This window comes from Kitasatospora sp. NPDC101155 (genome assembly GCF_044768305.1).
In the GTDB taxonomy this organism is placed as follows: domain Bacteria; phylum Actinomycetota; class Actinomycetes; order Streptomycetales; family Streptomycetaceae; genus Kitasatospora.
Window position 1 is genome coordinate 91,607 of sequence record NZ_JBIWPN010000014.1, and the last position, 19,965, is coordinate 111,571.

General features: G+C 73.6%; 23 protein-coding genes and 2 pseudogenes. 7 read left to right on the plus strand and 18 right to left on the minus strand.

Features of this window, described 5'->3' with window-relative positions; genetic code table 11:
* Nucleotides 1-163: 163 nt before the first annotated feature.
* Nucleotides 164-685 carry a GbsR/MarR family transcriptional regulator gene (locus ACIRYZ_RS22255; protein ID WP_402946614.1) on the minus strand — a complete coding sequence of 174 codons (522 nt, stop codon included), beginning with the start codon at nucleotides 683-685 and terminating at the stop codon, nucleotides 164-166.
* A gap of 72 nt (nucleotides 686-757) precedes the next feature.
* Here ACIRYZ_RS22255 and ACIRYZ_RS22260 point away from each other — a divergent pair, with 72 nt between their 5' ends.
* Together ACIRYZ_RS22260 and ACIRYZ_RS22265 are read left to right on the plus strand one after the other, a co-directional pair.
* Nucleotides 758-1,684, plus strand: a complete 927-nt coding sequence (locus tag ACIRYZ_RS22260) for an ABC transporter ATP-binding protein (protein WP_402946616.1) — start codon at nucleotides 758-760, stop codon at nucleotides 1,682-1,684.
* Nucleotides 1,681-3,333, plus strand: a complete 1,653-nt coding sequence (locus ACIRYZ_RS22265; protein ID WP_402946618.1) for an ABC transporter permease — start codon at nucleotides 1,681-1,683, stop codon at nucleotides 3,331-3,333. The genes ACIRYZ_RS22260 and ACIRYZ_RS22265 overlap by 4 nt, the downstream gene beginning before the upstream one ends.
* 82 nt (nucleotides 3,334-3,415) lie before the next feature.
* Here ACIRYZ_RS22265 and ACIRYZ_RS22270 read toward each other — a convergent pair whose 3' ends face one another.
* The 11 genes from ACIRYZ_RS22270 to ACIRYZ_RS22320 form a co-directional block, all read right to left on the minus strand.
* Nucleotides 3,416-4,003, minus strand: a complete 588-nt coding sequence (locus ACIRYZ_RS22270; protein WP_402946620.1) for a TerD family protein — start codon at nucleotides 4,001-4,003, stop codon at nucleotides 3,416-3,418.
* Nucleotides 4,004-4,284: 281 nt separating this feature from the next.
* Nucleotides 4,285-4,941, minus strand: a complete 657-nt coding sequence (locus ACIRYZ_RS22275) for a hypothetical protein (RefSeq protein ID WP_402946622.1) — start codon at nucleotides 4,939-4,941, stop codon at nucleotides 4,285-4,287.
* A complete protein-coding gene (locus ACIRYZ_RS22280; protein ID WP_402946624.1) occupies nucleotides 4,938-5,648 on the minus strand; it encodes a class I SAM-dependent methyltransferase in 711 nt (236 codons plus the stop codon). The genes ACIRYZ_RS22275 and ACIRYZ_RS22280 overlap by 4 nt, the downstream gene beginning before the upstream one ends.
* A gap of 236 nt (nucleotides 5,649-5,884) precedes the next feature.
* A complete protein-coding gene (gene yidD / locus ACIRYZ_RS22285; protein ID WP_402946626.1) occupies nucleotides 5,885-6,454 on the minus strand; it encodes a membrane protein insertion efficiency factor YidD in 570 nt (189 codons plus the stop codon).
* A 130-nt stretch (nucleotides 6,455-6,584) separates the two neighbouring features.
* Nucleotides 6,585-7,355, minus strand: coding sequence for a hypothetical protein (locus ACIRYZ_RS22290; protein WP_402946628.1), 771 nt, complete (start codon nucleotides 7,353-7,355; stop codon nucleotides 6,585-6,587).
* Nucleotides 7,356-7,472: 117 nt separating this feature from the next.
* Nucleotides 7,473-8,384, minus strand: coding sequence for a hypothetical protein (locus tag ACIRYZ_RS22295; protein ID WP_402946630.1), 912 nt, complete (start codon nucleotides 8,382-8,384; stop codon nucleotides 7,473-7,475).
* A 278-nt stretch (nucleotides 8,385-8,662) separates the two neighbouring features.
* A complete protein-coding gene (locus tag ACIRYZ_RS22300; RefSeq protein WP_402946632.1) occupies nucleotides 8,663-10,069 on the minus strand; it encodes a family 2B encapsulin nanocompartment shell protein in 1,407 nt (468 codons plus the stop codon).
* A gap of 560 nt (nucleotides 10,070-10,629) precedes the next feature.
* Entirely contained in the window at nucleotides 10,630-10,812 is a 183-nt protein-coding gene (locus tag ACIRYZ_RS22305) for a hypothetical protein (RefSeq protein WP_402946634.1), read from the minus strand.
* Between the two features lie 123 nt (nucleotides 10,813-10,935).
* Entirely contained in the window at nucleotides 10,936-11,142 is a 207-nt protein-coding gene (locus ACIRYZ_RS22310; protein WP_402946636.1) for a hypothetical protein, read from the minus strand.
* Between the two features lie 178 nt (nucleotides 11,143-11,320).
* A complete protein-coding gene (locus tag ACIRYZ_RS22315; protein ID WP_402946638.1) occupies nucleotides 11,321-12,775 on the minus strand; it encodes a PLP-dependent aminotransferase family protein in 1,455 nt (484 codons plus the stop codon).
* Between the two features lie 161 nt (nucleotides 12,776-12,936).
* The gene (locus ACIRYZ_RS22320) at nucleotides 12,937-13,455 is read right to left on the minus strand and encodes a universal stress protein (RefSeq protein WP_393028243.1); all 519 of its coding nucleotides are present in this window, start codon (nucleotides 13,453-13,455) and stop codon (nucleotides 12,937-12,939) included.
* 220 nt (nucleotides 13,456-13,675) lie between these two features.
* Here ACIRYZ_RS22320 and ACIRYZ_RS22325 point away from each other — a divergent pair, with 220 nt between their 5' ends.
* Both ACIRYZ_RS22325 and ACIRYZ_RS22330 read left to right on the plus strand, forming a co-directional pair.
* Nucleotides 13,676-13,879 (plus strand): hypothetical protein, encoded by a 204-nt coding sequence (locus tag ACIRYZ_RS22325; protein WP_402946641.1) that lies wholly within the window; start codon nucleotides 13,676-13,678, stop codon nucleotides 13,877-13,879.
* Between the two features lie 21 nt (nucleotides 13,880-13,900).
* Nucleotides 13,901-14,323, plus strand: a pseudogene (locus tag ACIRYZ_RS22330) (GNAT family N-acetyltransferase); the annotation flags it as partial.
* A gap of 7 nt (nucleotides 14,324-14,330) precedes the next feature.
* Here ACIRYZ_RS22330 and ACIRYZ_RS22335 read toward each other — a convergent pair.
* Both ACIRYZ_RS22335 and ACIRYZ_RS22340 read right to left on the minus strand, forming a co-directional pair.
* Nucleotides 14,331-14,918 carry a pyridoxamine 5'-phosphate oxidase family protein gene (locus ACIRYZ_RS22335; RefSeq protein ID WP_402946643.1) on the minus strand — a complete coding sequence of 196 codons (588 nt, stop codon included), beginning with the start codon at nucleotides 14,916-14,918 and terminating at the stop codon, nucleotides 14,331-14,333.
* A 107-nt stretch (nucleotides 14,919-15,025) separates the two neighbouring features.
* Complete coding sequence (locus ACIRYZ_RS22340) at nucleotides 15,026-15,460, minus strand: CBS domain-containing protein (protein ID WP_393028248.1); 435 nt, start codon at nucleotides 15,458-15,460, stop codon at nucleotides 15,026-15,028.
* A 229-nt stretch (nucleotides 15,461-15,689) separates the two neighbouring features.
* On the opposite strand from ACIRYZ_RS22340, the pseudogene ligD reads away from it, so the two are divergent.
* From ligD to ACIRYZ_RS22355, 3 genes and pseudogenes are all read left to right on the plus strand, one after another.
* A pseudogene (gene ligD, locus ACIRYZ_RS22345) lies at nucleotides 15,690-16,568 on the plus strand (non-homologous end-joining DNA ligase); the annotation flags it as partial.
* A 126-nt stretch (nucleotides 16,569-16,694) separates the two neighbouring features.
* Nucleotides 16,695-17,549: a DNA ligase gene (locus tag ACIRYZ_RS22350; RefSeq protein WP_402946931.1), complete on the plus strand. Its 855-nt coding sequence runs from the start codon at nucleotides 16,695-16,697 to the stop codon at nucleotides 17,547-17,549.
* 43 nt (nucleotides 17,550-17,592) lie between these two features.
* On the plus strand, nucleotides 17,593-17,928 hold the full coding sequence (locus ACIRYZ_RS22355) for a hypothetical protein (RefSeq protein ID WP_402946645.1): 336 nt from the start codon (nucleotides 17,593-17,595) through the stop codon (nucleotides 17,926-17,928).
* 9 nt (nucleotides 17,929-17,937) lie between these two features.
* On the opposite strand, the gene ACIRYZ_RS22360 is transcribed toward ACIRYZ_RS22355, so the two are convergent.
* From ACIRYZ_RS22360 to ACIRYZ_RS22375, 4 genes are all read right to left on the minus strand, one after another.
* Nucleotides 17,938-18,525: a type 1 glutamine amidotransferase domain-containing protein gene (locus ACIRYZ_RS22360; protein WP_393028250.1), complete on the minus strand. Its 588-nt coding sequence runs from the start codon at nucleotides 18,523-18,525 to the stop codon at nucleotides 17,938-17,940.
* A gap of 3 nt (nucleotides 18,526-18,528) precedes the next feature.
* On the minus strand, nucleotides 18,529-18,825 hold the full coding sequence (locus ACIRYZ_RS22365) for a PRC-barrel domain containing protein (protein ID WP_393028251.1): 297 nt from the start codon (nucleotides 18,823-18,825) through the stop codon (nucleotides 18,529-18,531).
* Between the two features lie 14 nt (nucleotides 18,826-18,839).
* A complete protein-coding gene (locus tag ACIRYZ_RS22370; RefSeq protein ID WP_402946648.1) occupies nucleotides 18,840-19,250 on the minus strand; it encodes a hypothetical protein in 411 nt (136 codons plus the stop codon).
* Between the two features lie 66 nt (nucleotides 19,251-19,316).
* On the minus strand, nucleotides 19,317-19,760 hold the full coding sequence (locus ACIRYZ_RS22375) for an HAD family hydrolase (protein WP_402946650.1): 444 nt from the start codon (nucleotides 19,758-19,760) through the stop codon (nucleotides 19,317-19,319).
* Between the last annotated feature and the right edge of the window lie 205 nt (nucleotides 19,761-19,965).

A 19,965-nucleotide genomic window follows, 5' to 3' on the forward strand; every position in this document is an offset into this window, starting at 1 on the left:
TCCCTCCCGCGCGCCAAGAAGACCGCCACCGCCCCCCACACCATCCCCGACCTCGCCCATCAGCCGTCCTGCCGCCGCGCCGTTTCGCCGAGCTGTTTCCCGCCGAGCTGTTTCCCGCCGCGCTGCTTCCCGCTGAGCCGTTTCCCAGCCCGCCGGGCCGCCCCTACTCCCCCGCCGCCGGCCCCGCCCGGTGCTCGCGCCAGCGGCCGAGCATGCCGTGCAGCTCGTCGATCATGAACTCGAAGAAGGCCGCGCTCTCCGCCAGCCGTTCCCCCGCCACCGTGCCCGTGCCGACGGTCGCCTCACCCTCCTTCAGCACCCGGATCCAGCGCAGCAGGATCTCGTCCCGCCGGGTCAGCGACTCGAACCAGACGTCGTTGAGCACCCGGTAGCGGTCCCGTCGCGAACCCGGCTCGCGCTCCTTGGCGACCAGGCCGATCTGGATGAGGTAGCGCATCGCGCCGGAGACCGCGGCCGGGCTGATCTGCAGCCGCTCGGAGAGCTCCGCGGAGGTCAGCACGCCGCTCTCCTCGGCCATCAGGCAGGAGAAGATCCGCGAGGGCATCCGGCCCATGCCCGCGACCACCAGCTCGGCCGCGAAGCGCTCGACGAAGTCCGACACGGCCCGCTCGTCGTGCCCCTGCTCCGGCTGCCGTTCCACGGCCGCCCCCTTTCCAGTGATCATCCGTCCCCCTGGTCGAACTTTAACTCCTTCCCAATATTCGCATTTTTCTGAAACTACGGTACCTTCAGAAGCATGACCAAGGCCATCACCCTGTCCGGCCTGCGCAAGGCCTTCGGCCGGACCACCGCGCTGGACGGCCTCGACCTGACCGTCGAGACCGGCGAGGTCCACGGCTTCCTGGGGCCCAACGGCGCCGGGAAGTCCACCACCATCCGGGTCCTCCTCGGCCTGCTGCGGGCGGACGGCGGCAGCGCCCGGCTGCTCGGCAAGGACCCGTGGAGTGACGCCGTCGAGCTGCACCGCCGCCTCGCCTACGTCCCCGGCGACGTCGAGCTCTGGCCCAACCTCACCGGCGGGCAGGCCATCGACCTGCTCTCCCGGCTGCGCGGCCGGCTCGACCGGCGCCGCCGGGACGAGCTGATCGAGCGCTTCGACCTCGACCCGACCAAGAAGGGCCGCAGCTACTCCAAGGGCAACCGGCAGAAGGTCGCCATCGTCGCCGCGCTGGCCTCCGCCGCCGAGCTCCTGCTGCTGGACGAGCCGACCTCGGGCCTGGACCCGCTGATGGAGGTGGTCTTCCAGGACGTCGTCCGCCAGGCCAAGGAGCAGGGCCGGACCGTCCTGCTCTCCAGTCACATCCTGGACGAGGTGGAGAAGCTGGGTGACCGGGTCAGCATCATCCGGCACGGCCGGGTGGTACAGACCGGCACCCTCGGCGAACTGCGCCACCTCACCCGCACCACCGTCGAGGCCGAGACCAGCCGCCCGGTCACCGGGCTGGACGCCCTGGACGGCGTGCACGCCCTGCGCACCGACGGGCTGCGCGTCCACTTCGCCGTGGACGGCGCCCGACTCGACGCCGCCGTACGGAAGCTGAGCGAGGCCGGGCTGCGCAGCCTGGTCAGCCACCCGCCCACGCTGGAGGAGCTGATGCTGCGCCACTACGGCGACGAGCTGGCCGCCAACGGGCACCGCCTCGACGGCGAGGCCGTGCGATGACCACCACCGCCGCGCCCACCACCCGCCGCACCGAACCGGGCCGCGCCGAGGAGGGCGCCACCCTGACCGGCACCGTCGTCCTGCTGCGCTTCGCCCTGCGCCGCGACCGGGCCCGGCTGCCCGGCTGGGTGCTCGGCCTCGGGCTGCTGGCCATCGCCTCCGCCAACAGCGTCCACACCGTCTACCCGACCGCCGCCGACCGCGCCTCGATCGCGCACGGTTCGGACAACCCGGCCGTGCTCGCCATGTCCGGCCCGGCGCACTACCTGGCCGACTACACCTGGGGCGCGATGCTCAGCCACCGGTTGCTCGGTCTGATGGCCGTCCTCGCCGGCCTGATGAGCGTCCTGATCGTCACCCGGCACACCCGGGCCGAGGAGGAGATCGGCCGCGCCGACCTGGTCCGCTCCGCCGCCGTCGGCCGACACGCCCAGCTCGCGGCGGCGCTGGCCACCGCCGCCGTCGCCGACCTCGCGCTCGGACTGCTGCTCGCCGTCGGCCTGCCCGGCCTCGGCATCCCCGGTCTGACCACCGGCGGCGCTCTGCTCTACGGCGCCGCGACCGCCGTCGGCGGGCTGCTGTTCGCCGCGGTGGCCACCGTCACCGTCCAGGTCACCGCGCACGCCCGGACCGCCTCCGGGCTGACCCTCGCGGTCCTCGGCGCCGCCTACGCGCTGCGCGCCGCCGGGGACGCCGCGGAGAACGGGCTCTCCTGGGCCTCCCCGATCGGCTGGCTGCAGCGCACCTATCCCTTCGTCGACGACCGCTGGTGGCCGCTGCTGCCCGCACTCGCGCTGACCGTCGCCACCGCGGCGGCCGGGTTCCTGCTGAGCACCCGCCGCGACCTCGGCGCCGGGCTGCGCGCCACCCGCCCCGGCCCGGCCACCGGCAGCCCGCTCCTCGGCACCTCCCTCGGCCTGGCGCTGCGGCTGCACCGCGGGCTGATCGGCGGCTTCGCGGTCGCCCTGCTGCTGCTCGGCGCGATGTACGGCTCGCTACTCGGCAACGCCGACTCGATGCTCAAGGACGTCGACCAGATCCGGGAGGCGCTGGCCCGGCTCGGCGGCCACACGCTCGCCGACTCCTTCGCCGCGCTGACGATGCTGGTCGTCGCGGTGGTCGGCGGCGTCTACGCGGTCCTCGCGACGCTGCGCCCGCGCGCCGAGGAGAGCGCCGGTCGGGCCGTGCCGGTGCTGGCCACCGGGGTGTCGCGCTCCGGCTGGCTGGGCGGACACCTGGCGGCGGCCCTACTGGGCTCCACCGCCGTGATGCTCGCCGCGGGCGTCGGATTCGGCCTGGCCGGTGCGCTGTCCACCGGCGACGCGGGCGTGTTCCTGCGGCTGACCGGCGCGGCGCTGGCCTTCACGCCCGCCCTGTGGGTGACGGTGGGTTTCGCCGCCGCCGTCTACGGCTGGCTGCCCCGGGCGACGCCGCTGGCCTGGATCGTCCCCGCCTACGCGTTCGTCATCGGCTACCTGGGCCCGCTGCTGAAGCTGCCGTCGGGCCTGGACGGATTCTCGCCGTTCGGCCGGGTGCCCCGGCTGCCGGCCGCCGCGATGGACTGGACGCCGCTCGCCGCGCTCACCCTGGTCGCGGCCGCGCTGATCGCCCTGGCCCTGGCCGGATTCCGGCGCCGGGACGTCGAGTGACGCCCCCGGGGCGTGTCCTGCGGATCCTTGCCGGGTCCGACCGGACCCGCAGGACGCGCCCGGGCGCCGGAACCCGACCGGCTCACAGGTGCTTGGCCAGCTCCGGCATCAGGTCCTGGAAGGTCCGCCCGTTGGCCGGCTGCCCGATCGCGGTCATCTGCCAACCGCCCGGCGTGCGCTGCACCTTGGCCATGATCTGCGCGGTGTACGGGCCGCCGCCGGTGAGCGTGTAGCGGGCCAGCTCGACGCCGGTGGTCTCGTCCACCAGGCGGCAGAAGGCCGCCTCGACCTCCTGGAAGGTCTGCCCGGTGAAGGAGTTGACGGTGAAGACGATCTGGTCGACCTCGGCCGCGATCCTGGTGAGGTCGACCGTGATCGACTCGTCGTCGGTCGCGTCGCCGGCGCCGCCGACCAGGTTGTCCCCGCTGTGCCGGACCGAGCCGTCGTTGCTGGTGAGGTGCTGGAAGAAGACCACGTCCAGTGCCCGCCCCCGGGAGAACAGCACCGCCGAGGCGTCCAGGTCGATCTCCTGCCCGGCGGAGAGCAGCTTGGCCAGGAAGCCCTTGCGCTGCACGGCCTTCCAGCCCAGGCCCATCCGGACCAGGCTCAACTGCCCACCGCCCGGCTTCTCCAGGCTGATCTTCTGCCCCTTGGCCAGCGAAACGGTCATCGTGCCCTCCTCGTTCCTGCCGCCGTCCGTGGCGCGAATCCATCGCACCGCGGGGAAACCTATGATCATCGGACGGCATGCTTCGAGGACCCCTACCCAGCAGTCCCCCGGGCCTCACTTCCGTCGGTGCTCCGCACACTGAGGGATCCGCCGCCGAACGTCAGTCACAGCCGCGAACAGGGACCGAACGGACGGGCGGCGCACCCGTCCAGGGTCGGCTCCGAGGCGGCCCGAACCGGAAGGACGACCACTTCCTCCGGACGCGCTCCGTTCCCGCTGGATCAGGCGTCGCCGTCCAGCAGGTGTTGGCGCACCTCCTGGAAGGTCCAGGCCCCACCGGCCGGCCGGGAGAACACCCAGACCAGGTCGAACCGGTCCGGCCAGGTGCCCGGCACGCCGCTGCCGGACGCGCCGAGCGCCTCGACGATCCGCGGGATCCGGGAGTGCTCCCAGCAGATCAGCACCGGCTGGGTCCCGGCGAGCGCGGCACCGGCCAGCTCGGGCTCCTGGGACTCGGCGTACGTGGTGTCCACGGTCAGCCCGAGCTTGGCGGCCAGGGGTGTGACGGTCTGACGCATCCGGTGCGCCCCGGCCATCGGGCCCTGGTCGGTGGCGGCGTAGATCCGAGCCGGGGTGCGCAGGCCGGTCGCGGGCGGGGCGAACAGGGTGGGCAGCGCCTTGGCGCGGTCCCAGCCGCGCTGGGTGAGCGACTTGCCGTCGTGCTTGCCGTTCTCGTCCAGGCCCGGCTGGTTGCCGTCCGGCTTCTCACCGTGCCGGATGATCATCACGAAGGCCGCGCCGCCCGGGTCACCGGCCTTGGCCACCGGGCCGGTCCTGTCGGCTTTGTCCTTCTTGCCGGAGGAGCAGCCCGCCAGGACCAGCGGGGCAGCCACGGCCAGGCCGGTGAGCAGCGTGCGACGGGAGGTCGTGATCGTCACTCGGCACCCCGCTCCAGCCGCACCAGTGCGTCGATCGCCACGCCCGCACCGCCGCCCGCACCGCCGCCCGAACCGGCGCTCGTACCGGCGCCCTTGTGGCCGGGCTCGGCGCCGACCGTCCGGTGGACGCGCTCGGCGCGCACGGTGCGCAGGCCGCACTCGGCGAGGTCGGCGAGGACGTCGTCCGGGGTGAAGAGCACCGCCGGGTCCTGCGGACCCCCGACGCCCTCGGTGAGGTTGCTCAGGTCGTGTCCGACGACCAGCAGGGTGCCGCCGGGAGCGAGCGCGTCGGCGGCGCGGCGCAGCGCGGCCCGGCGGTCCTCGGCGGGCAGCTGAAGGTAGGCGACCAGGACGAGGTCGTAGCCGGCGGCGGGTGAGTCGAACGTGCGGGCGTCGCCGTGGCGCCAGGTGAGGCGGTCGGCGACCTCGTCGGGCAGGTCGGCGGTGAGCCGTTCGGCGCGCTCCAGGGCGACGGCGGAGAAGTCGAGGCCGGTGACCTCCCAGCCCTGGACGGCCAGCCAGATGGCGTTGCGGCCCTCGCCGGCGGCCAGGTCCAGGGCGTGACCGGGGGTGTGCCCCGTCAGTTCGCGGACCACCCACTGGTTGGGCGCCGCACCCCACACGAGTTCGCTCGCGGCGTAGCGGGCGTCCCAGCCCTGGCTGTCCATGGCGCTCCTCCGTTCGGCGGCCTGCTCGGTACCGGTCAACCTACCGGTCCGCCGCCCCGCGCGGCCCGGGGCGGTCCAGCGGGTGGACACCCTTGACGAGGTCACCACCCGATCGACGTCACGATCGCCAGGTCACCCCCGGCGCCGACGCCATGCCCAACTCGGTGGACGGCGACATGTGTTGACTCACCGTCAGAAAGCGAGTGGCCCGCGCGGATTCCACGCGGGTCACTCGCCCTACTCGAAGCAGCGGGCTGCCCGCCGCGCCCGGAGGATCAGCGCGGCACCGGGTCGGACCCACCCCGGCCCGGGCGGCAGCGCAGCAGCCGCCCGACCGTCAGCCGGGCCCCGCGCAGCGCGCCGTGCCGGTGCAGCGCCTGCACCGCATAGGTCGAGCAGGACGGCGTGTACGGGCAGCAGGCCGGGCGCCGGGGGCTGACCTCGGTGCGGTAGTAGCGCACCGCGCCGTACATCACCCCGGCCGCGAACCCGTACGGAGCCGGCGCGGACGGGTCGACCGTACGGCGCCCGCGCGCCCCGGTGAGGGCGAAGCGGACACCGGAGGCCATCATCACCGGGATGAGCGCGATCAAGCAGGGGTCCGCGATGTCGCAGCAGCCGTCGCCGCAGCAGTCCAGGCAGTCGTCGTCGCGCTTGCGCTTGCCGCCGTCCTCGTCCTTGCGGTTGCGCCGCTGGTACGCCTCGTAGGCCTCCCACTCCTTGCGCTGCTTCTTCCGCCGCAGCCGCTCCGACTCGGGCAGCCACCACCAGGCGCGCTCCGGGCGGGGCGGCGGGACGGGAGCGGTGTCCGGCGCCCACGGGAACTGGCCACCGGGATCCGGCATCGGCGGATAGGACACTGCTGCGGTTCCCCTCAATCCCTCGGCCGAGGGTCGACCCCCGACAATCCGGGCAAGGTTATCCGATGATCACCTGCCCGGATTTCCGGAGGTCGGAGAGCTTCCGAACCCTTGGTCAGCTCTTGAGGTTGAGCGAGGGGAAGAGGTCCACGAACGGCTGCGTGGTGACCGAGACGCTTCTGGCGAACGGGTCGTCGAAGTCCCAGATCATGAACAACAGGAAGGCGATCAGCGCGCTGAAGCAGGCCGCGAGGATCAACTCCCTCGGCGTGCGCCGGATCTGCAGCGCGAACAGCATGCCGATGGTCACCACGGCGCCGCCGATCAGCCCGAACCAGACCACGCCCGGCATTCCCGGTCCGGCGTTCTGGCCGCGCTGGTTGCGGGCGTCGGAGGCCTGGCTGATCCGGTCCATGATCGGCTGGTAGGCCTGGGACTCCAGGTCCGAGGCCGGCGACCGGGTGGCCACGTCGTTCTGGAGCTTCTCCAGCAACTCGGCGCCCTTGTCCGTGATCTCACCGTGCTTGGCCATGTGGTCCCACTCGACGTTGACCACGTACGTGACGTAGCCGTCCACGTCGGCCCGGACCTGGTCACGGAACTCGGCCGGGTAGACCACCGCCCGGTCGCTCACCTCCCGCAGCGACTGCGCCTCGCGGAACAGGTCGTCCTGGGCGGCGCCGCGCGCCTCCCAGACACCCGCGATGGCGAGACCGAGGACGATCGCGTAGACCACGCCGATCATCATCGTGATGTACTCGATGACGTCGGGCGTCTCGTCGACCTTCTTCTCGGTGCCCACCCGACGGTGCCTCAGCAGCACCACCGCCACCACGACGGCACAGGCCGCCGCCATGGCGATGACCAGCGCCACCCACTCGGACATGGGAACTCCCTTCTCTGGCTTGGCTTGTGACGTGAACGGGGTACTCGGGGACGCGGGACCCGGCGGCGGCCACGGGGTCACGGGCCCCGCGCCCGGGGGTCTCGCGGGCGGGCGCCGTCAGGACCCGGAGCGACCGCTGCCCCGGTTGCCACGACCCGGCCGCAGGGCCGCCGCCGCCAGCACGGCGGGGACGGTGATCAGCAGCATCGTGGTGGTCGCCGGGGTGGCGTGGTGGTTCCGCGCGACGGGCTGCGGCGGGGCCGGCCGGACGTGGAACACCGGCTGCGCCGAGGGGGTCGGCCCCAGCGGACTCGGGCGCGCCGGGCTCGGCGCCGCGGGGCTGGGCACCACGGCGGGCGGGGGCGCCTGGGGGGCGGGCGCGGCAGGAGCAGGTGCGGCGGGCGCGGGCGCCGGCGGGGGCGGCGCGGGGACGCGCGGTGGCGCGGGCGACGGGGGCGGGGTGGGCACCGGGGTCGGGCTGGGCCGCGGCGGGGTCGGAGACGGCGTTGGGGTCGGCGTGGGAGTCGGTGTTGGGGTCGGGGTCGGTGTGGGGGTGGGCGTCGGCGTGGGAGTCGGACTGGGCGTCGGGCTCGGGCACGGGTGGTGATGGTGGTGGCGGTGCCCGTGCCCGTCGTGATCGCCGTGTCCGTCGCGGTCGCCGTCGCCGTCGTCGCCGTGATCGTCGTCCGGCCGTCCCGGCTGGTGCCCGTGCGGCGGCTTGGGCCCGTGGTGCTTGGCGTCGGGGGCGACGGTCACGCCGACCTGGACGTCCACGTCCACCCCGACGTCCACTCTGCCGCCCGGACCCAACGTCATCGACACGTCCGTCTCACTGCACACCCAGGTGTCGACCACCAGACCGTGCGGGTGCCCGCCCTGGCGCTCGGTGCCGGAGGCGGTGGCGCCGCCGCCCAGCGCGCACATGGCCACCACACCGACCGCAGCGCCGATCAGTCGCACCCGCCGCCCGGGGGTCGCAGTCCCACCATCGTGCTGCGGTATCCGTCGGAACTGCCGACGCTGCGACATGGGCTCCACACACCTCTCGGGTCGACCGGGGGACGGCAGGGGCTCGGGCTGATCAGCCACGGCGAAGGAGACAGAGTCGGTCGAATCCGGAACGGAAAACCGATCGGGTACGACCAGATGCCTTCAAACGCGCTCAGGCGGACGGCCCGCCATCGCGGGCGGGCCGTCCGCCATCAGGTCAAACGATCTTCATGCCGGCCGGTTACGGCCTGCGCGCACTGTTCTCCGCACTCGGCAGAGCATTCAGCGCCCGGCATGCAGTGCTCGACACCCGACGCTCAGTGGCTGCGGTGCGCGATCTCGACGTTCTCCAGGACGCCGACCGCGTCCGGCACCAGGATCGCGCAGGAGTAGTAGGCGCTGACCAGGTAGGAGATGATCGCCTTCTCGTCGATCCCCATGAAGCGCACCGACAGCGAGGGCTGGTACTCGTCCGGGATGCCGTTCTGGTGCAGGCCGATGACGCCCTGGTTGTCCTCACCGGTACGAATCACCAGGATCGAGCTGGTGTTCTCCTTGGTGATCGGGATCTTGCTGCACGGCAGGATCGGCACACCGCGCCAGGCCGGCACCTGCTGCCCGCCGAGGTCGACGTGGTGCGGGTAGATGCCCCGGGCGTTGAACTCGCGGCCGATCGCGGCGATGGCCCGCGGGTGCGCCAGCAGGTAGTCGGGGTCACGGCGGCGGTTGAGCAGCTCGTCCAGGTCGTCCGGGGTGGGCGGGCCGGAGTGGGTCTGGATCCGCTGGTCGAAGTCGGCATTGTTGAGCAGGCCGAACTCCGGGTTGTTGATCATCTCGTGCTCCTGGCGCTCGCGCAGGGCCTCGATGGTCAGCCGGAGCTGGTGCTCGATCTGGTTCATCGGCTCGTTGTACAGGTCCGCGACACGGGTGTGGACCTTGAGGATGGTCTGGGCGACGCTCAGCTCGTACTCACGCGGCTTGAGCTCGTAGTCCACGAAGGCGCCGGGGAGTTCGTACTCGCCGTGGTGGCCGGCCGACATGGCGATCTCGGCCTCGCCGCGCTCGTTCTGAGCCTGCAGCGGCAGAGCCAGGAAGGACTCCAGGTGCTCCTGGAGGCTGGGCGCGTTGTCCCGGATGCGGGCGAAGTCGGCCCGGTTCAGAGTCAGGGCGACACCGGAGGTGGCGGTCCTCGCGGTGTACTCCCAGACGGCGTCCTCGTTGAGCAGCGAGTCGTCGCCGAAGCGGTCGCCGTCACCGGCCACGCCGACCACGGTCTCGTCGCCGTACTTGCCGGTGCCGATCTTGTTGATCTTGCCGTGGGCGATCAGGAAGATCTTGTCGGCCGCCTCACCCTGGGTGGTGAGGACCTCGCCGGGGCCGAAGTCGACCTGCTGGCAGCGGTCGGCGAGGGCGGTCAGCACCTCGTCGTCCTCGTAGCCGCGCAGCAGGGCGAGCTCGCCCAGCTCGGCCGGGATCACACGAACCTGGGAGCCGGTCTTGATGAACTCCACCACGCCGTTGCCGACGGTGTAGGTGAGCCGACGGTTGACGCGGTAGGCGCCACCGTTGGCCTGCACCCAGGGCAGCACCTTGAGCAGCCAGCGGGAGGTGATCTCCTGCATCTGCGGCGCGGACTTGGTCGTGGTGGCAAGGTTGCGGGCAGCTGCCGTCGCGAGGCTCTGCTGCCGGTCCTGCTGTGTCTCCGGGTTCGTGTCCACGGGCATCGGCAGGGTCTCCATTCGTGTGGTCGGATCGCGCGGCCCGGGCCGTACCGCACCGCCTGGGAACGCGAGCCATAGCGGATCATCAGATCCGCTTACTGGTGGGGAAGTTGGCGGGGTACCGAGAGAGCGGCCACCGTCTCGCGGCGACCCATCCGGAACCCTAGATCACCAGAACCCGACCAGGCCCATACGGAGGCCGACGACCCCCCGATAGGGTGAATCTCCGCCGATCCCCCCCACACGGCCCCACTCGCCGCAGGAACATCCGTTCCCACCTCCGCACCCCCGTCCTGCCAACGGCTTCCCGCCCCTTCCTCCGGCCCCACCGGTCGCCCGAACCCAGGCTCGCAGGCGTCAACCCGGCAGATCGCTCAGGCTGCCTCGCAGCAGAACCGGACCCGGTCCAGCCGGCCCGCCGAGGGGTCCTCACCGGGCATCGCGCGGGGACCGGCAACACGAAAAGCCCGTCAGGTGCCGGTACGGGGGCGGCCGGCACCTGACGGGGGTACGGGGGATGCGCAGAGGGGGACGCGCCGGGGAGAGGCGGTGCTACCGGCGGGTCAGGCGCAGGCGACCTGGGTGCCCGGGATGCCGATGATGCCCGAGTTCTTGGCCTCACCGGCCTGGTACTCGTAGTACAGGTAGGAGTAGAAGTCGATCCTGGTCTCCGCGCCGCACACCGAGTCGGGGGCGATGGTGTAGGCGACCGTGAAGGTGCTGCCGGCGCCCGGGGCCAGCGGCACGTTGTAGCGGGCGATGCCGCCGTGGACGTTGTCGCTGCAGCCGTTGGTCTGGGTGCCGCAGGCCGTGGCGGTGAACTTGAGGCCCTGCTCCAGGCTGGTGCCGTAGGTCTGCTGGACGCTCTGCTAGACGAACCGGATCGGTGTGTCGTACGGGTTGGTGAGCGTCATCGTGAGCGTGAACTCGCCGCCGCGGACGGTGGTCTGACGGTCGGAGACCGCCGTGAGCGGCAGCGGGCTGTCGGCCCGGGCCGGCGCGGCGGAGAGGAGCAGGCCGACGGCGACGGCCGGACACGCGGCGAGCGCCGCCCGGCTCAGATGTGTTCTGCGCATGCCCAAGGAGCGTAGGCGGCGGTACCGCTCCGCTTGCCCTCCTCGGCCCGAAGCCGTACCGACGCAGGACCGGCGAGCGGACGCCCGGGACCGGTCGAACGCCGAAACGGTCCGGCGAGGTGTGCCCAGGCCCTATGCTTCGCTGCCCGCTGCCCGCTGCCCGCCGGTCGCGCTTCGCTCAGGCGGACGGCGGCAGGATGTCGCACAGTGCGGCGAGTGCCGCCGGGTAGGCGTGGTCGGGTGGGGTGGCGTAGCCGACGACCAGGCCGTCGGCCGGCGGCATGGCCTCAGGGGTGACGGCTGGGTGGCGGTAGTCGGCGAGGCCGTCGAGGGCGAGGCCGCGGTAGGCGGCGGCCTTCAGCACCGACCGCTCGGTGCCCGGCTCCAGGCGCAGCACCGCGTGCAGGCCCGCCGCGATGCCGGAGACCTGGATGTGCGGGGCGTTCGCGGCGAGCGCGATCACCAACTGGTCCCGGCGGTCGCGGTAGCGGCGCCGCATCCGACGGACGTGGCGGTCGTAGCCGCCGGAGTCGATGAACTCGGCGAGGGTCAGCTGGTCCAGGGCGCTGGCCCAGCCCTCGCGTTCGCCCTTGACCGCGAGCACCCGGTCGACCAGGTGGTCCGGCACCACCATCCAGCCGAGGCGCAGCGCGGGGCTGAGGCTCTTGCTGGTGCTGCCGACGTAGAGCACCCGCTCGGGGTCCAGCCCCTGGACGGCGCCGACCGGTTGGCGGTCGTAGCGGAACTCGCCGTCGTAGTCGTCCTCCAGGAGGAGCCCACCGCGTCCGCGCGCCCAGTCGACCACGGCGGCGCGGCGGCCGGCGTGCAGCGGGCCGCCGGTCGGGAACTGGTGGGCGGGGGTGAGCAGCGCGGTACGGATGTCCGGGAGGTGCGCCAACGCGCCGACCCGGGCGCCCTGTTCGTCGATCGGCAGCGGCACGGTGGTGACCCCGGCGGCGGCGAGCAGCCCGCGGTGGAAGCCCAGCCCGTACGCCTCGACGGCCAGCGGCCCCCGCTCGGCGGGCGGCAGGACGGGCGCCGAGCCGTCGAAGAGCAGCCGTAGCGCGTGGGCGAAGCCGGAGCAGACGACGATCCGGCCGGGGTCGGTGCGCACCCCGCGGGCGCGGGCGAGGTAGTCGGCGAGGGCGGTGCGCAGTTCGCGCCGGCCCTGCGGATCGCCGGGCCCGAAGGCCTCGTTGGGCGCGGCGCTGAGGGCCCGGCGGGCGGCGGCCAGCCAGGCGGTGCGGGGGAAGGAGGCGGCGTCGGGCTGGCCCTGGCGCAGGTCGTGGACGGGCCCGGGCCGCACCGAGGGGCGGCGGGCCCGGGTGGGCGGGACGGGCGCGGCGCGTTCGGCGACGGTGGTGCCGGAGCCCTGACGGGCGGTCAGCCAGCCCTCGGCGACGAGTTCGGCGTAGGCCTCGGCCGCGGTGTTGCGGGCCAGGCCGAGGTCGGCGGCGAGGGCGCGGTACGGGGGCAGCCGGGTGCCGGGCGCGAGTCTGCCGCTGCGGATCGCCTCGCGCAGCGCGGCCATCAGCGCGGCGCGGCGACCACCGGTGGCGGGGAGGTCGAGGTGCAGGTCGTTGCCGGTCGGGTGGGCCGGCTCGGTAGGGTGCGCGCCCGGCGTTTCCGTCATGCTTCCGCACCCTACCCGCCGCCTCCGCGCGCTCCTGCGGGCGGTCGGCCCCGGCGGTAGGGGCTCGCCCGGCCGTAGTCCCCGTACGGGTTGGGCCGGTTGGGCCGGTTCGGTCCGCCGGGTCCGACGGTTCGCGCCCGGCGGGAGGTGTCGGACGGGCCTCAGGGGACGACGGTCACCGGCCAGCGTCCGGCCTTGACCAGCCGGACGGCCACCGAGCCGATCACCTTGTGCCCGGCCTGTTCGGAGACGCCGACCACGACGGCGTCGGCGCGCAGGTCGTCGGCGAGCTTGGCCAGCCCGGTGTACGGGTCGCCGCGCATGGTCAGGAAGCGCCAGTCCACCTTCCACACATCGCGGACGTGCTGTTCGGCCTCGCGCAGCGCGGCCAGCAGTTCGTCGGCGATCTCCCGGGTCGTCTCCTCCACCGCGGCCCCGGCCAGGGCGGTCGCGGCGCCGAGTACCGGCTGGACGTACGCCACGGCGAGGACGGCGCCCTGGCGGCGGGCCAGTCCGGCGGCGTAGGCGGTGGCGCGCCAGGAGGAGTCGGAGCCGTCCAGGCCCGCCAGGATCACCTTGGGCCCGTCGGTCCCCAGTTCGAAGCCGGCGGGCGCGGCCGCCACCTCGTGGCCCTCGTCGCCGACGGCCCCGGTGTCCGCCGCATCGCTCTCTTTGCTCATGGGCCGAAGGCTATGCCCGCCGCTGCGGACGAGTGCGAGGGGCCCTCCGGATGAGGGCTGTGGCGCGGGCCACCCGGCCGTCAGCACGGGGCCGTGAGCCCGGGTCGCGCGGGTCGCCGCGAGCACGGGCGGCGCCGGCATCGAGGGATCCCACCCGCGAGGTCCGGACCGATCCGGCATCGCCGGCGACGTTCGGGAGTGGGCCTGTGGCGCATGTGGTGTGCTGCATGACCGTGATCTCAATGCTGCTCGCAACATCCTGGCCGCCGGGCAGGCGGACAGGCTAAACGCCCCTGGAGGGCCGGTAAGACCCGGCGTGGCAATCCCACGCCAGGCACAGCCCGTTGAAACAGGAACCCACCTCGGCGACCTGCGACCCACGGGTGTCCGTGCCGCAGGCGCGGGAGGAATCCCCCGGCGTTAGCCAGGGGAGGAAGTCAACACTCGCCACGACGGCTACCGGCTCTCCACCGACCCCGACCTCCTCGACCTCGACCTCGTCCACCACTGGCTCTCCACCGACGCCTTCTGGGCTCTCGGGCGCAGCCGGGAGGTGGTGGAGCAGTCGGTGCGCGGGTCGGTGGTGTTCGGGGTGTACGAACCCGCGGGCGGACAGGTGGCGTTCGCACGGGTGGTCACCGATCACGCGACCTTCGCCTGGCTGTGCGACGTGTACGTCGACCGGGGGCAGCGGGGGCGGGGGCTCGGCACCTGGCTTGCGGAGGAGGTGGTGGCGTACCTGCGGCCCTACCGGCTGAAGCGGGTGCTGCTGTCGACGGTGGACGCCCACGAGGTGTACGCCAAGGCCGGGTTCGTGCCGTTCCCCGACCCGCAGAAGCTGATGATCCTCGGCGGGCCGGCGAGTTGACCTGACGTCAGGATGCGGGCCGGGGCGGGAGCGGCAGCGGGACGCCGGGCAGGCCGTCGATGCTGCTGGCGACCAGCGGCTTGCGCTCGCAGTAGGCGCTGAACTCCGCCTCGCCCTTGCGGTCGAAGTACTGGGCGTGCAGGTCGCGGTCGGCGCGGTAGTCCATGAACGGCACCGCGTAGCCGCAGGAGTCGCTGACCCGGTCGGCCTTCACCAGCACGATCGCGCGCAGGCCGGAGCCGTCCGCGGTGGGCTCGAAGCGGCCGAGCAGGTCGGCGAAGCGCGGGTCGTCACGGAAGACGGGCTCGCCGCGGCCGTGCACCCGCACCACGGTGGGTGGGCCCTCGAAGGCGCACCACATCAGCGTGATCCGGCCGTTCTCCCGCAGGTGGGCGACGGTCTCGGCCTGCGAGCCGCCGAAGTCCAGGTAGGCGAGGGTGAGTTCGTCGATCACCACGAGGGTGCCGGAACGGCCCTTGGGCGAGATGTTGACATGGCCGTCGGCGGCCAGCGGCGCGGTCGCGACGAAGTAGACGGGCTGACGTTCGATGAACTGCCGCAGCCGGCCGTCGATGCATGCGTACTGCTTTCCCATGTGCGCAATTGTGCTCGCATCTCGGTCTGCGAGAAAGGAAAATCCATCCCATGAGACGGCGACCAGCCGCCCCGGGGCCTGCCCGGGGCGGCTGGTCGCCGGCAGGGTCAGCGCTTCATGTAGACGCTGTCCATGAATTCGATGATCTGCTGATCCGTCAGCCGGTGGCCGTTGCGGTGGCCCATCGCCAGGTCGGCCTCGCTGATCATGCCGACCAGCCGCTCCCCGTCGATCACCGGGATACGGCGGATCTGGTGCTGTTCCATCTTCTTCAGCACCACGTCCATGGTGTCTTCGGCGCGCACGCAGTGCAGGTGCCCGGCCAGCTCGATCGCCGTCATCTTGGCCGGGTCCTTGCCCTCGGCGAGACATCGCACCACGATGTCACGGTCGGTGATGATGCCGTGCAGCTTCTGGTCGTCGCCGCAGATCGGCAGCGCGCCCACGTTCTTGTCGCGCATCATCCGCGCGGCCTCGTCCAACGTCTGGTGGGCGCCGATGCACTGGGCGCCGGTGTGCATGATGTCTCGGGCAGTGGTCACGGGGACTCCTTCGTCGGTGCTTCCCCCCGACGGCTCTCCCCCTCATGGTCGACACCGGCGATCGCGGTGTGACCGTGCCATCACCATAGGCAACACCGCGCCCACCCGCGACCGCGAGGGCCGACGCCGCAACGCTGATACCAAGAGCGGTGAAGGCCCCGGGCGGTCGTGGTCGCGGCGCGGCAGACTGGCTGCGGGGGGCCACCGCAGGACGCTTCGGAGACGGCCCATGCCGCAGATGACGGTGGACGGGCGCACCCTCGCCCTCTCCCACCTCGGCAAGGTGTACTACCCGCGCACCGGCACCCCCAAGGGCGAGGTGCTGCGCTACTACGCCGCCGTGCACGCCGCCCTGCTCCCCCACCTGCGCGACCGCCCGGTCTCCTTCCTGCGCTGCCCGGACGGCGTCGAGGCCGAGGTCTTCGTCGCCAAGAACCCGCCGCCCGGCACCCCGGACTGGGTGCGCACGGTGGAGGTGCCCAGCAGCGGCGGCGACCTGCGCCAGGTGGTGCTGGAGGACGGCGCGGCGCTGCTCGCGGTCGCCAACCTGGGCTGTCTGGAACTGCACGTCCCGCAGTGGCACGCGGCCGCGCCCGGCCTGGCCGACCGGCTGGTGCTGGACCTCGACCCGGGCGAGGGCGCGGACGTGCTGACCTGCCGGGCGGTCGCGCTGCTGCTGCGCGAGCGGCTGGCCGCGGACGGCCTCTCCGCCTGGGTGAAGACCTCCGGCTCCAAGGGGCTGCACCTGCTGGTGCCGATCGAGCCCACACCCAGCGCCGAGGTCTCCGGGTACGCGAAGGCGCTGGCCGCCGCACTGGAGGCCGAGCACCCGGAGCTGGTGGTGCACACCATGGCCAAGGCGCGGCGCCGCGGCCGGGTGCTGGTCGACTGGTCGCAGAACAACGCCAAGAAGACCACCGCCGCCCCGTACACCCTGCGGGCCCGGCCGCTGCCGACGGTCTCCGCCCCGCTCTCCTGGGCCGAGCTGGAGCGGGCGCGAGGGGAGACGGACCTCGTCCTCACCCTCGCCGAGGTCCCCGGCCGGCTGGCGGCCGAGGGCGACCTGTTCGCGCCGCTGCTGGACCCGGCCGAGGCCCGGCCGCTGCCCGGCGCGCCCGGGCCGGGTGCCGCGCCCACGCCCGCGCCGCCAGGCGTGCCCAGGACGTCCGACACGCCCAGGACCTCCGCAGCCCCCGGCCGGCCCCGCCAGGTGCTGCAGCCGCCCGTCGAGGTGATGCGCCCGGCCGCCGTCACTGCCGTCCCGCCCGCCGACGGGCTGGGCGGGGGCGGGGTCCAGTACGAACTGAAGCTGGACGGCTTCCGCTGCGTCGCCTTCGCCCGCGGTGACCGCCCCGCCGTCCTGCAGTCCCGCTCCGGCCGCGACCTCGCGCCGGAGTTCCCGCCGATCGCCGCCGCCGTCGCCCGGCTGCCCGAGGGGCTGGTGCTGGACGCCGAACTGGTCGCCTGGCGCGCGGGCCGGTTCGCCTTCGAGGAACTGCTGCACACCCGTCAGGCCCGGGCGGCCGCCCCGGACGTCGCCCTCGGGCTGATCGCCTTCGACCTGCTCGCCCTGCCCGGCCGCGACGTCCGGCGCCTCCCGTTCACCGACCGGCGCCGCCTGCTGCTCGCCGCCCTGGCCGACGTCCCGCCGCCGATCCAGCCGGTGATGGCCACCACGGACCGGGCGGAGGCGATGGAGTGGATGGCCCGACTCGCCGACATCGGCGTGGAGGGCCTGGTCTGCAAGGCCGCCGGCTCCCCCTACCGCCCGCGCGGCGCGGGCCGCGCCTGGGTCAAGTACCGCCGCGGCGACACCGTGGACGCCACCGTCCACGCCCTCACCGGCCCGGCCACCCACCCGTACGCGCTGGTGGTCCGACTCGACGACGACCGGGTCCTGTTGACCACCCCCCGACTCACCCCCGTACAGTCCCGCGAGATCGCCGAGGCCGCCGCCCCGCTCCTCGGCCCGCCCGCCGTCGACCCCGACCACGGCCCGGTCCACCCCCTCACCACCCCCCTGCGCGCCGAACTCACCCTCACCGGCCGCCCGCCCACCGCCACCTTCGTCCGCCTGCGCGGGGACTGAGTTCCGCTCCGGCCCTCCCGACGCGGGCGCTACGCTCTGCGCCATGCACGACCGTCACGAACCTCACGAACCTCTCGAAGCACCGGACTGCGGGCTCTGCGGCAACCCGATCACCAGCCGACTCGCCGACCAGGCAACGGAGTTCGACACGCTGGACCTGCCCGGCCAGTGGGTCGAGTACGTCGTGGTGGACGTCCGCGGGGCGCTCGTCCGCTACCAGGTGGCCGACGGCTCCGCCGGCCCGCGCAAGACGGTGGCCACCACCCTGACGCAAGCGCTGGGAATCGGCCTGTCGGACCTGCCCGGCGCCCGGTTCACCTGCTGGGAGGCGCCCGCCCCGGAGGGCGGTACCTACCAGAGCGCCTTCACCCCCGTCTGAGGGAGCGCCTCAGGTCGGGTACCGCTTCGCCGTCGCGTGGGCGAACTCGGTGACCAGGGCGTCGTTGAAGACCGGCAGGTCCCCCGGTTTGCGGCTGGTCACCAGGACGCCGGGCCCGTCGTGGCAGACGTGCACCTCCTCGTCCACCCAGTGGGCACCCGCGTTCACCAGGTCGGTGCGCAGGCTGGGCCAGGAGGTGAGGGTGCGGCCGCGGACGGCGTCGGCCTCGATCAGGGTCCACGGCGCATGGCAGATCGCCGCGACCGGCCGGCCGGAGGCGCAGCAGCCGTGCACGAAGGCGACCGCCGCCCGGTCCAGCCGGAGCCGGTCCGGGTTGGCGAGGCCGCCGGGCAGCACCAGTGCGTCGTAGTCGGCCGGGTCCGCCTCCGCCACCAGGGCGTCCACCGCGAAGGTGTCCCCGAGCGCGCGGTGCCGGACGGCCTGGACCCGCCCCGCGGCGGTGGAGAGCAGCCGCGGGGTGCCGCCGGACTCGGCGACCGCCTGCCAGGGCGAGGTCAGTTCCTCCTGCTCGACGCCGTACGGAGCGACCAGGAGGGCGATCGTCCGGCCGGTGAGGGTCGTGGACGGCCAGGGCATGGCTCAGCGCGTGCGGGGGGCGGTCAGGCCCTCGGCGGTCGGCGGGGCGGAGCTGAGCCGGGCCCGCGGGCAGTCGAGGTGGACGGCGAGGTCCAGGTGGTCGATCCGGGCAACCAGGCCGACCGGGACCAGCACCCGGTTGCCGGGCACCCAGACCGAGGCGTCGACCAACAGATGGTCCCCGGCGTCCTGCTCGACCCGGCCGAGCGGGCCGTCGGTCGCGTGCACCTCGTACCCGACCAGGGTCAGGTCGGCGGCGGGATGGGAGCCCGGGCGGTACTCCCACAGGTCGGTACTCATCAGCTCACGTCACCTCACGCCTCCGGCCGGTCCCAAGGGCGGCGTTCACGGCGTTCGCGCCGCTCCTCCCGGTCCGGGTCGACCAGCTCGGCCCCGCTCGCGCCCCGGCGACGGCGCCGCAGCAACTCGGCGGTGGCGACCGCGGCCGCCACCGAGGCCGTCCAGACCACCCCGAGGGCGATCAGCACGGCCGTGGTCGGGGTCCGTACGCCGATGCTCAGACAGATCGCCGTCATCACCAGCGCGGTCACCACCACCCCGGCCGAGATCCGGCGCCCGGCGCTGCGCAGCGCGCCCAGGACCCGGCTCGGCCGTTTGGCACCCATGGTGCTCAGTTTCCGGTCCAGGCGTGTGTCCTGGCGCAGATCGGACTCGATCTCCTCGAGGAGCCGCCGCTCCCATCCGCTCAACGCGGGTCCGTCCATCTCGGTCACCTCCGACACTTCCGGTGACGTGCTCGCACCCGGGCCGTTGCCCGGTACGGGCCGGCGCTAACCGTCCCCGGGACCGCCTGTTCCGGCGCCCACGGGGCCGAAGGCCCGGGGACGGGCGAGCAGACTGTCGTCCAGGACACGCAGCAGGGCGGCGGCGTCGCGGTGGACCTCGACCGCGCCGGCCGCCCTCAGCTCGGGGCCGGCGTCCCCGCCGGTCTGCAGGGCGACGCAGGGCACCCCGGCCCGCCGCGCCGCCAGCACCTCGCGCACGCTCCCGGCGACGGCCACGGCGTGCGAGGGCAGGCCGTCCACCAGCTGCAGGCCCGCCCGTACCGGGTCGCTGCCGGGAGCGGCCACGGTCAGGGCGGGCGCCCCGGCCGGACCGGGCCCGGTCAGCACGACCGTCCAGCCCCGGGCGGCGCACTCGCGCAGCAGCTCGGCGCCGCCGGGCAGCCGGGGCCGCCAGTCGGTACCGAACAGAGCCGCCGAGATCACCGTCATGGCCACCGCTTCCGCACTTCCCTTCCGCAGGCCACACACCGTATGCGCCCTTCCAGGTTAGGACGCCGCACGGCCGCGCGCGCTGCCTGCCGGGGAGCGGTTCGCGGGCCTGTGAAAACCGCTTGGCGGCCGGTTCGCGGGCCGGGATACTCCGGTTGTCCGCGAGGGGGGGTACGGGTGGCGGTGTTCGCGTGCGCGGGGTGCG

What these genes read in the sequence shown, in the direction of transcription:
- ACIRYZ_RS22255 (WP_402946614.1), bottom strand. Translation starts at nt 685, where the DNA reads ATGATCACTGGAAAGGGGGCGGCCGTGGAACGGCAGCCGGAGCAGGGG.
- ACIRYZ_RS22260 (WP_402946616.1), top strand. Translation starts at nt 758, where the DNA reads ATGACCAAGGCCATCACCCTGTCCGGCCTGCGCAAGGCCTTCGGCCGG.
- ACIRYZ_RS22265 (WP_402946618.1), top strand. Translation starts at nt 1,681, where the DNA reads ATGACCACCACCGCCGCGCCCACCACCCGCCGCACCGAACCGGGCCGC.
- ACIRYZ_RS22270 (WP_402946620.1), bottom strand. Translation starts at nt 4,003, where the DNA reads ATGACCGTTTCGCTGGCCAAGGGGCAGAAGATCAGCCTGGAGAAGCCG.
- yidD (WP_402946626.1), bottom strand. Translation starts at nt 6,454, where the DNA reads ATGCCGGATCCCGGTGGCCAGTTCCCGTGGGCGCCGGACACCGCTCCC.
- ACIRYZ_RS22290 (WP_402946628.1), bottom strand. Translation starts at nt 7,355, where the DNA reads ATGTCCGAGTGGGTGGCGCTGGTCATCGCCATGGCGGCGGCCTGTGCC.
- ACIRYZ_RS22295 (WP_402946630.1), bottom strand. Translation starts at nt 8,384, where the DNA reads ATGTCGCAGCGTCGGCAGTTCCGACGGATACCGCAGCACGATGGTGGG.
- ACIRYZ_RS22300 (WP_402946632.1), bottom strand. Translation starts at nt 10,069, where the DNA reads ATGCCCGTGGACACGAACCCGGAGACACAGCAGGACCGGCAGCAGAGC.
- ACIRYZ_RS22310 (WP_402946636.1), bottom strand. Translation starts at nt 11,142, where the DNA reads ATGCGCAGAACACATCTGAGCCGGGCGGCGCTCGCCGCGTGTCCGGCC.
- ACIRYZ_RS22315 (WP_402946638.1), bottom strand. Translation starts at nt 12,775, where the DNA reads ATGACGGAAACGCCGGGCGCGCACCCTACCGAGCCGGCCCACCCGACC.
- ACIRYZ_RS22320 (WP_393028243.1), bottom strand. Translation starts at nt 13,455, where the DNA reads ATGAGCAAAGAGAGCGATGCGGCGGACACCGGGGCCGTCGGCGACGAG.
- ACIRYZ_RS22335 (WP_402946643.1), bottom strand. Translation starts at nt 14,918, where the DNA reads ATGGGAAAGCAGTACGCATGCATCGACGGCCGGCTGCGGCAGTTCATC.
- ACIRYZ_RS22350 (WP_402946931.1), top strand. Translation starts at nt 16,695, where the DNA reads ATGCGCCCGGCCGCCGTCACTGCCGTCCCGCCCGCCGACGGGCTGGGC.
- ACIRYZ_RS22355 (WP_402946645.1), top strand. Translation starts at nt 17,593, where the DNA reads ATGCACGACCGTCACGAACCTCACGAACCTCTCGAAGCACCGGACTGC.
- ACIRYZ_RS22360 (WP_393028250.1), bottom strand. Translation starts at nt 18,525, where the DNA reads ATGCCCTGGCCGTCCACGACCCTCACCGGCCGGACGATCGCCCTCCTG.
- ACIRYZ_RS22365 (WP_393028251.1), bottom strand. Translation starts at nt 18,825, where the DNA reads ATGAGTACCGACCTGTGGGAGTACCGCCCGGGCTCCCATCCCGCCGCC.
- ACIRYZ_RS22370 (WP_402946648.1), bottom strand. Translation starts at nt 19,250, where the DNA reads ATGGACGGACCCGCGTTGAGCGGATGGGAGCGGCGGCTCCTCGAGGAG.
- ACIRYZ_RS22375 (WP_402946650.1), bottom strand. Translation starts at nt 19,760, where the DNA reads ATGACGGTGATCTCGGCGGCTCTGTTCGGTACCGACTGGCGGCCCCGG.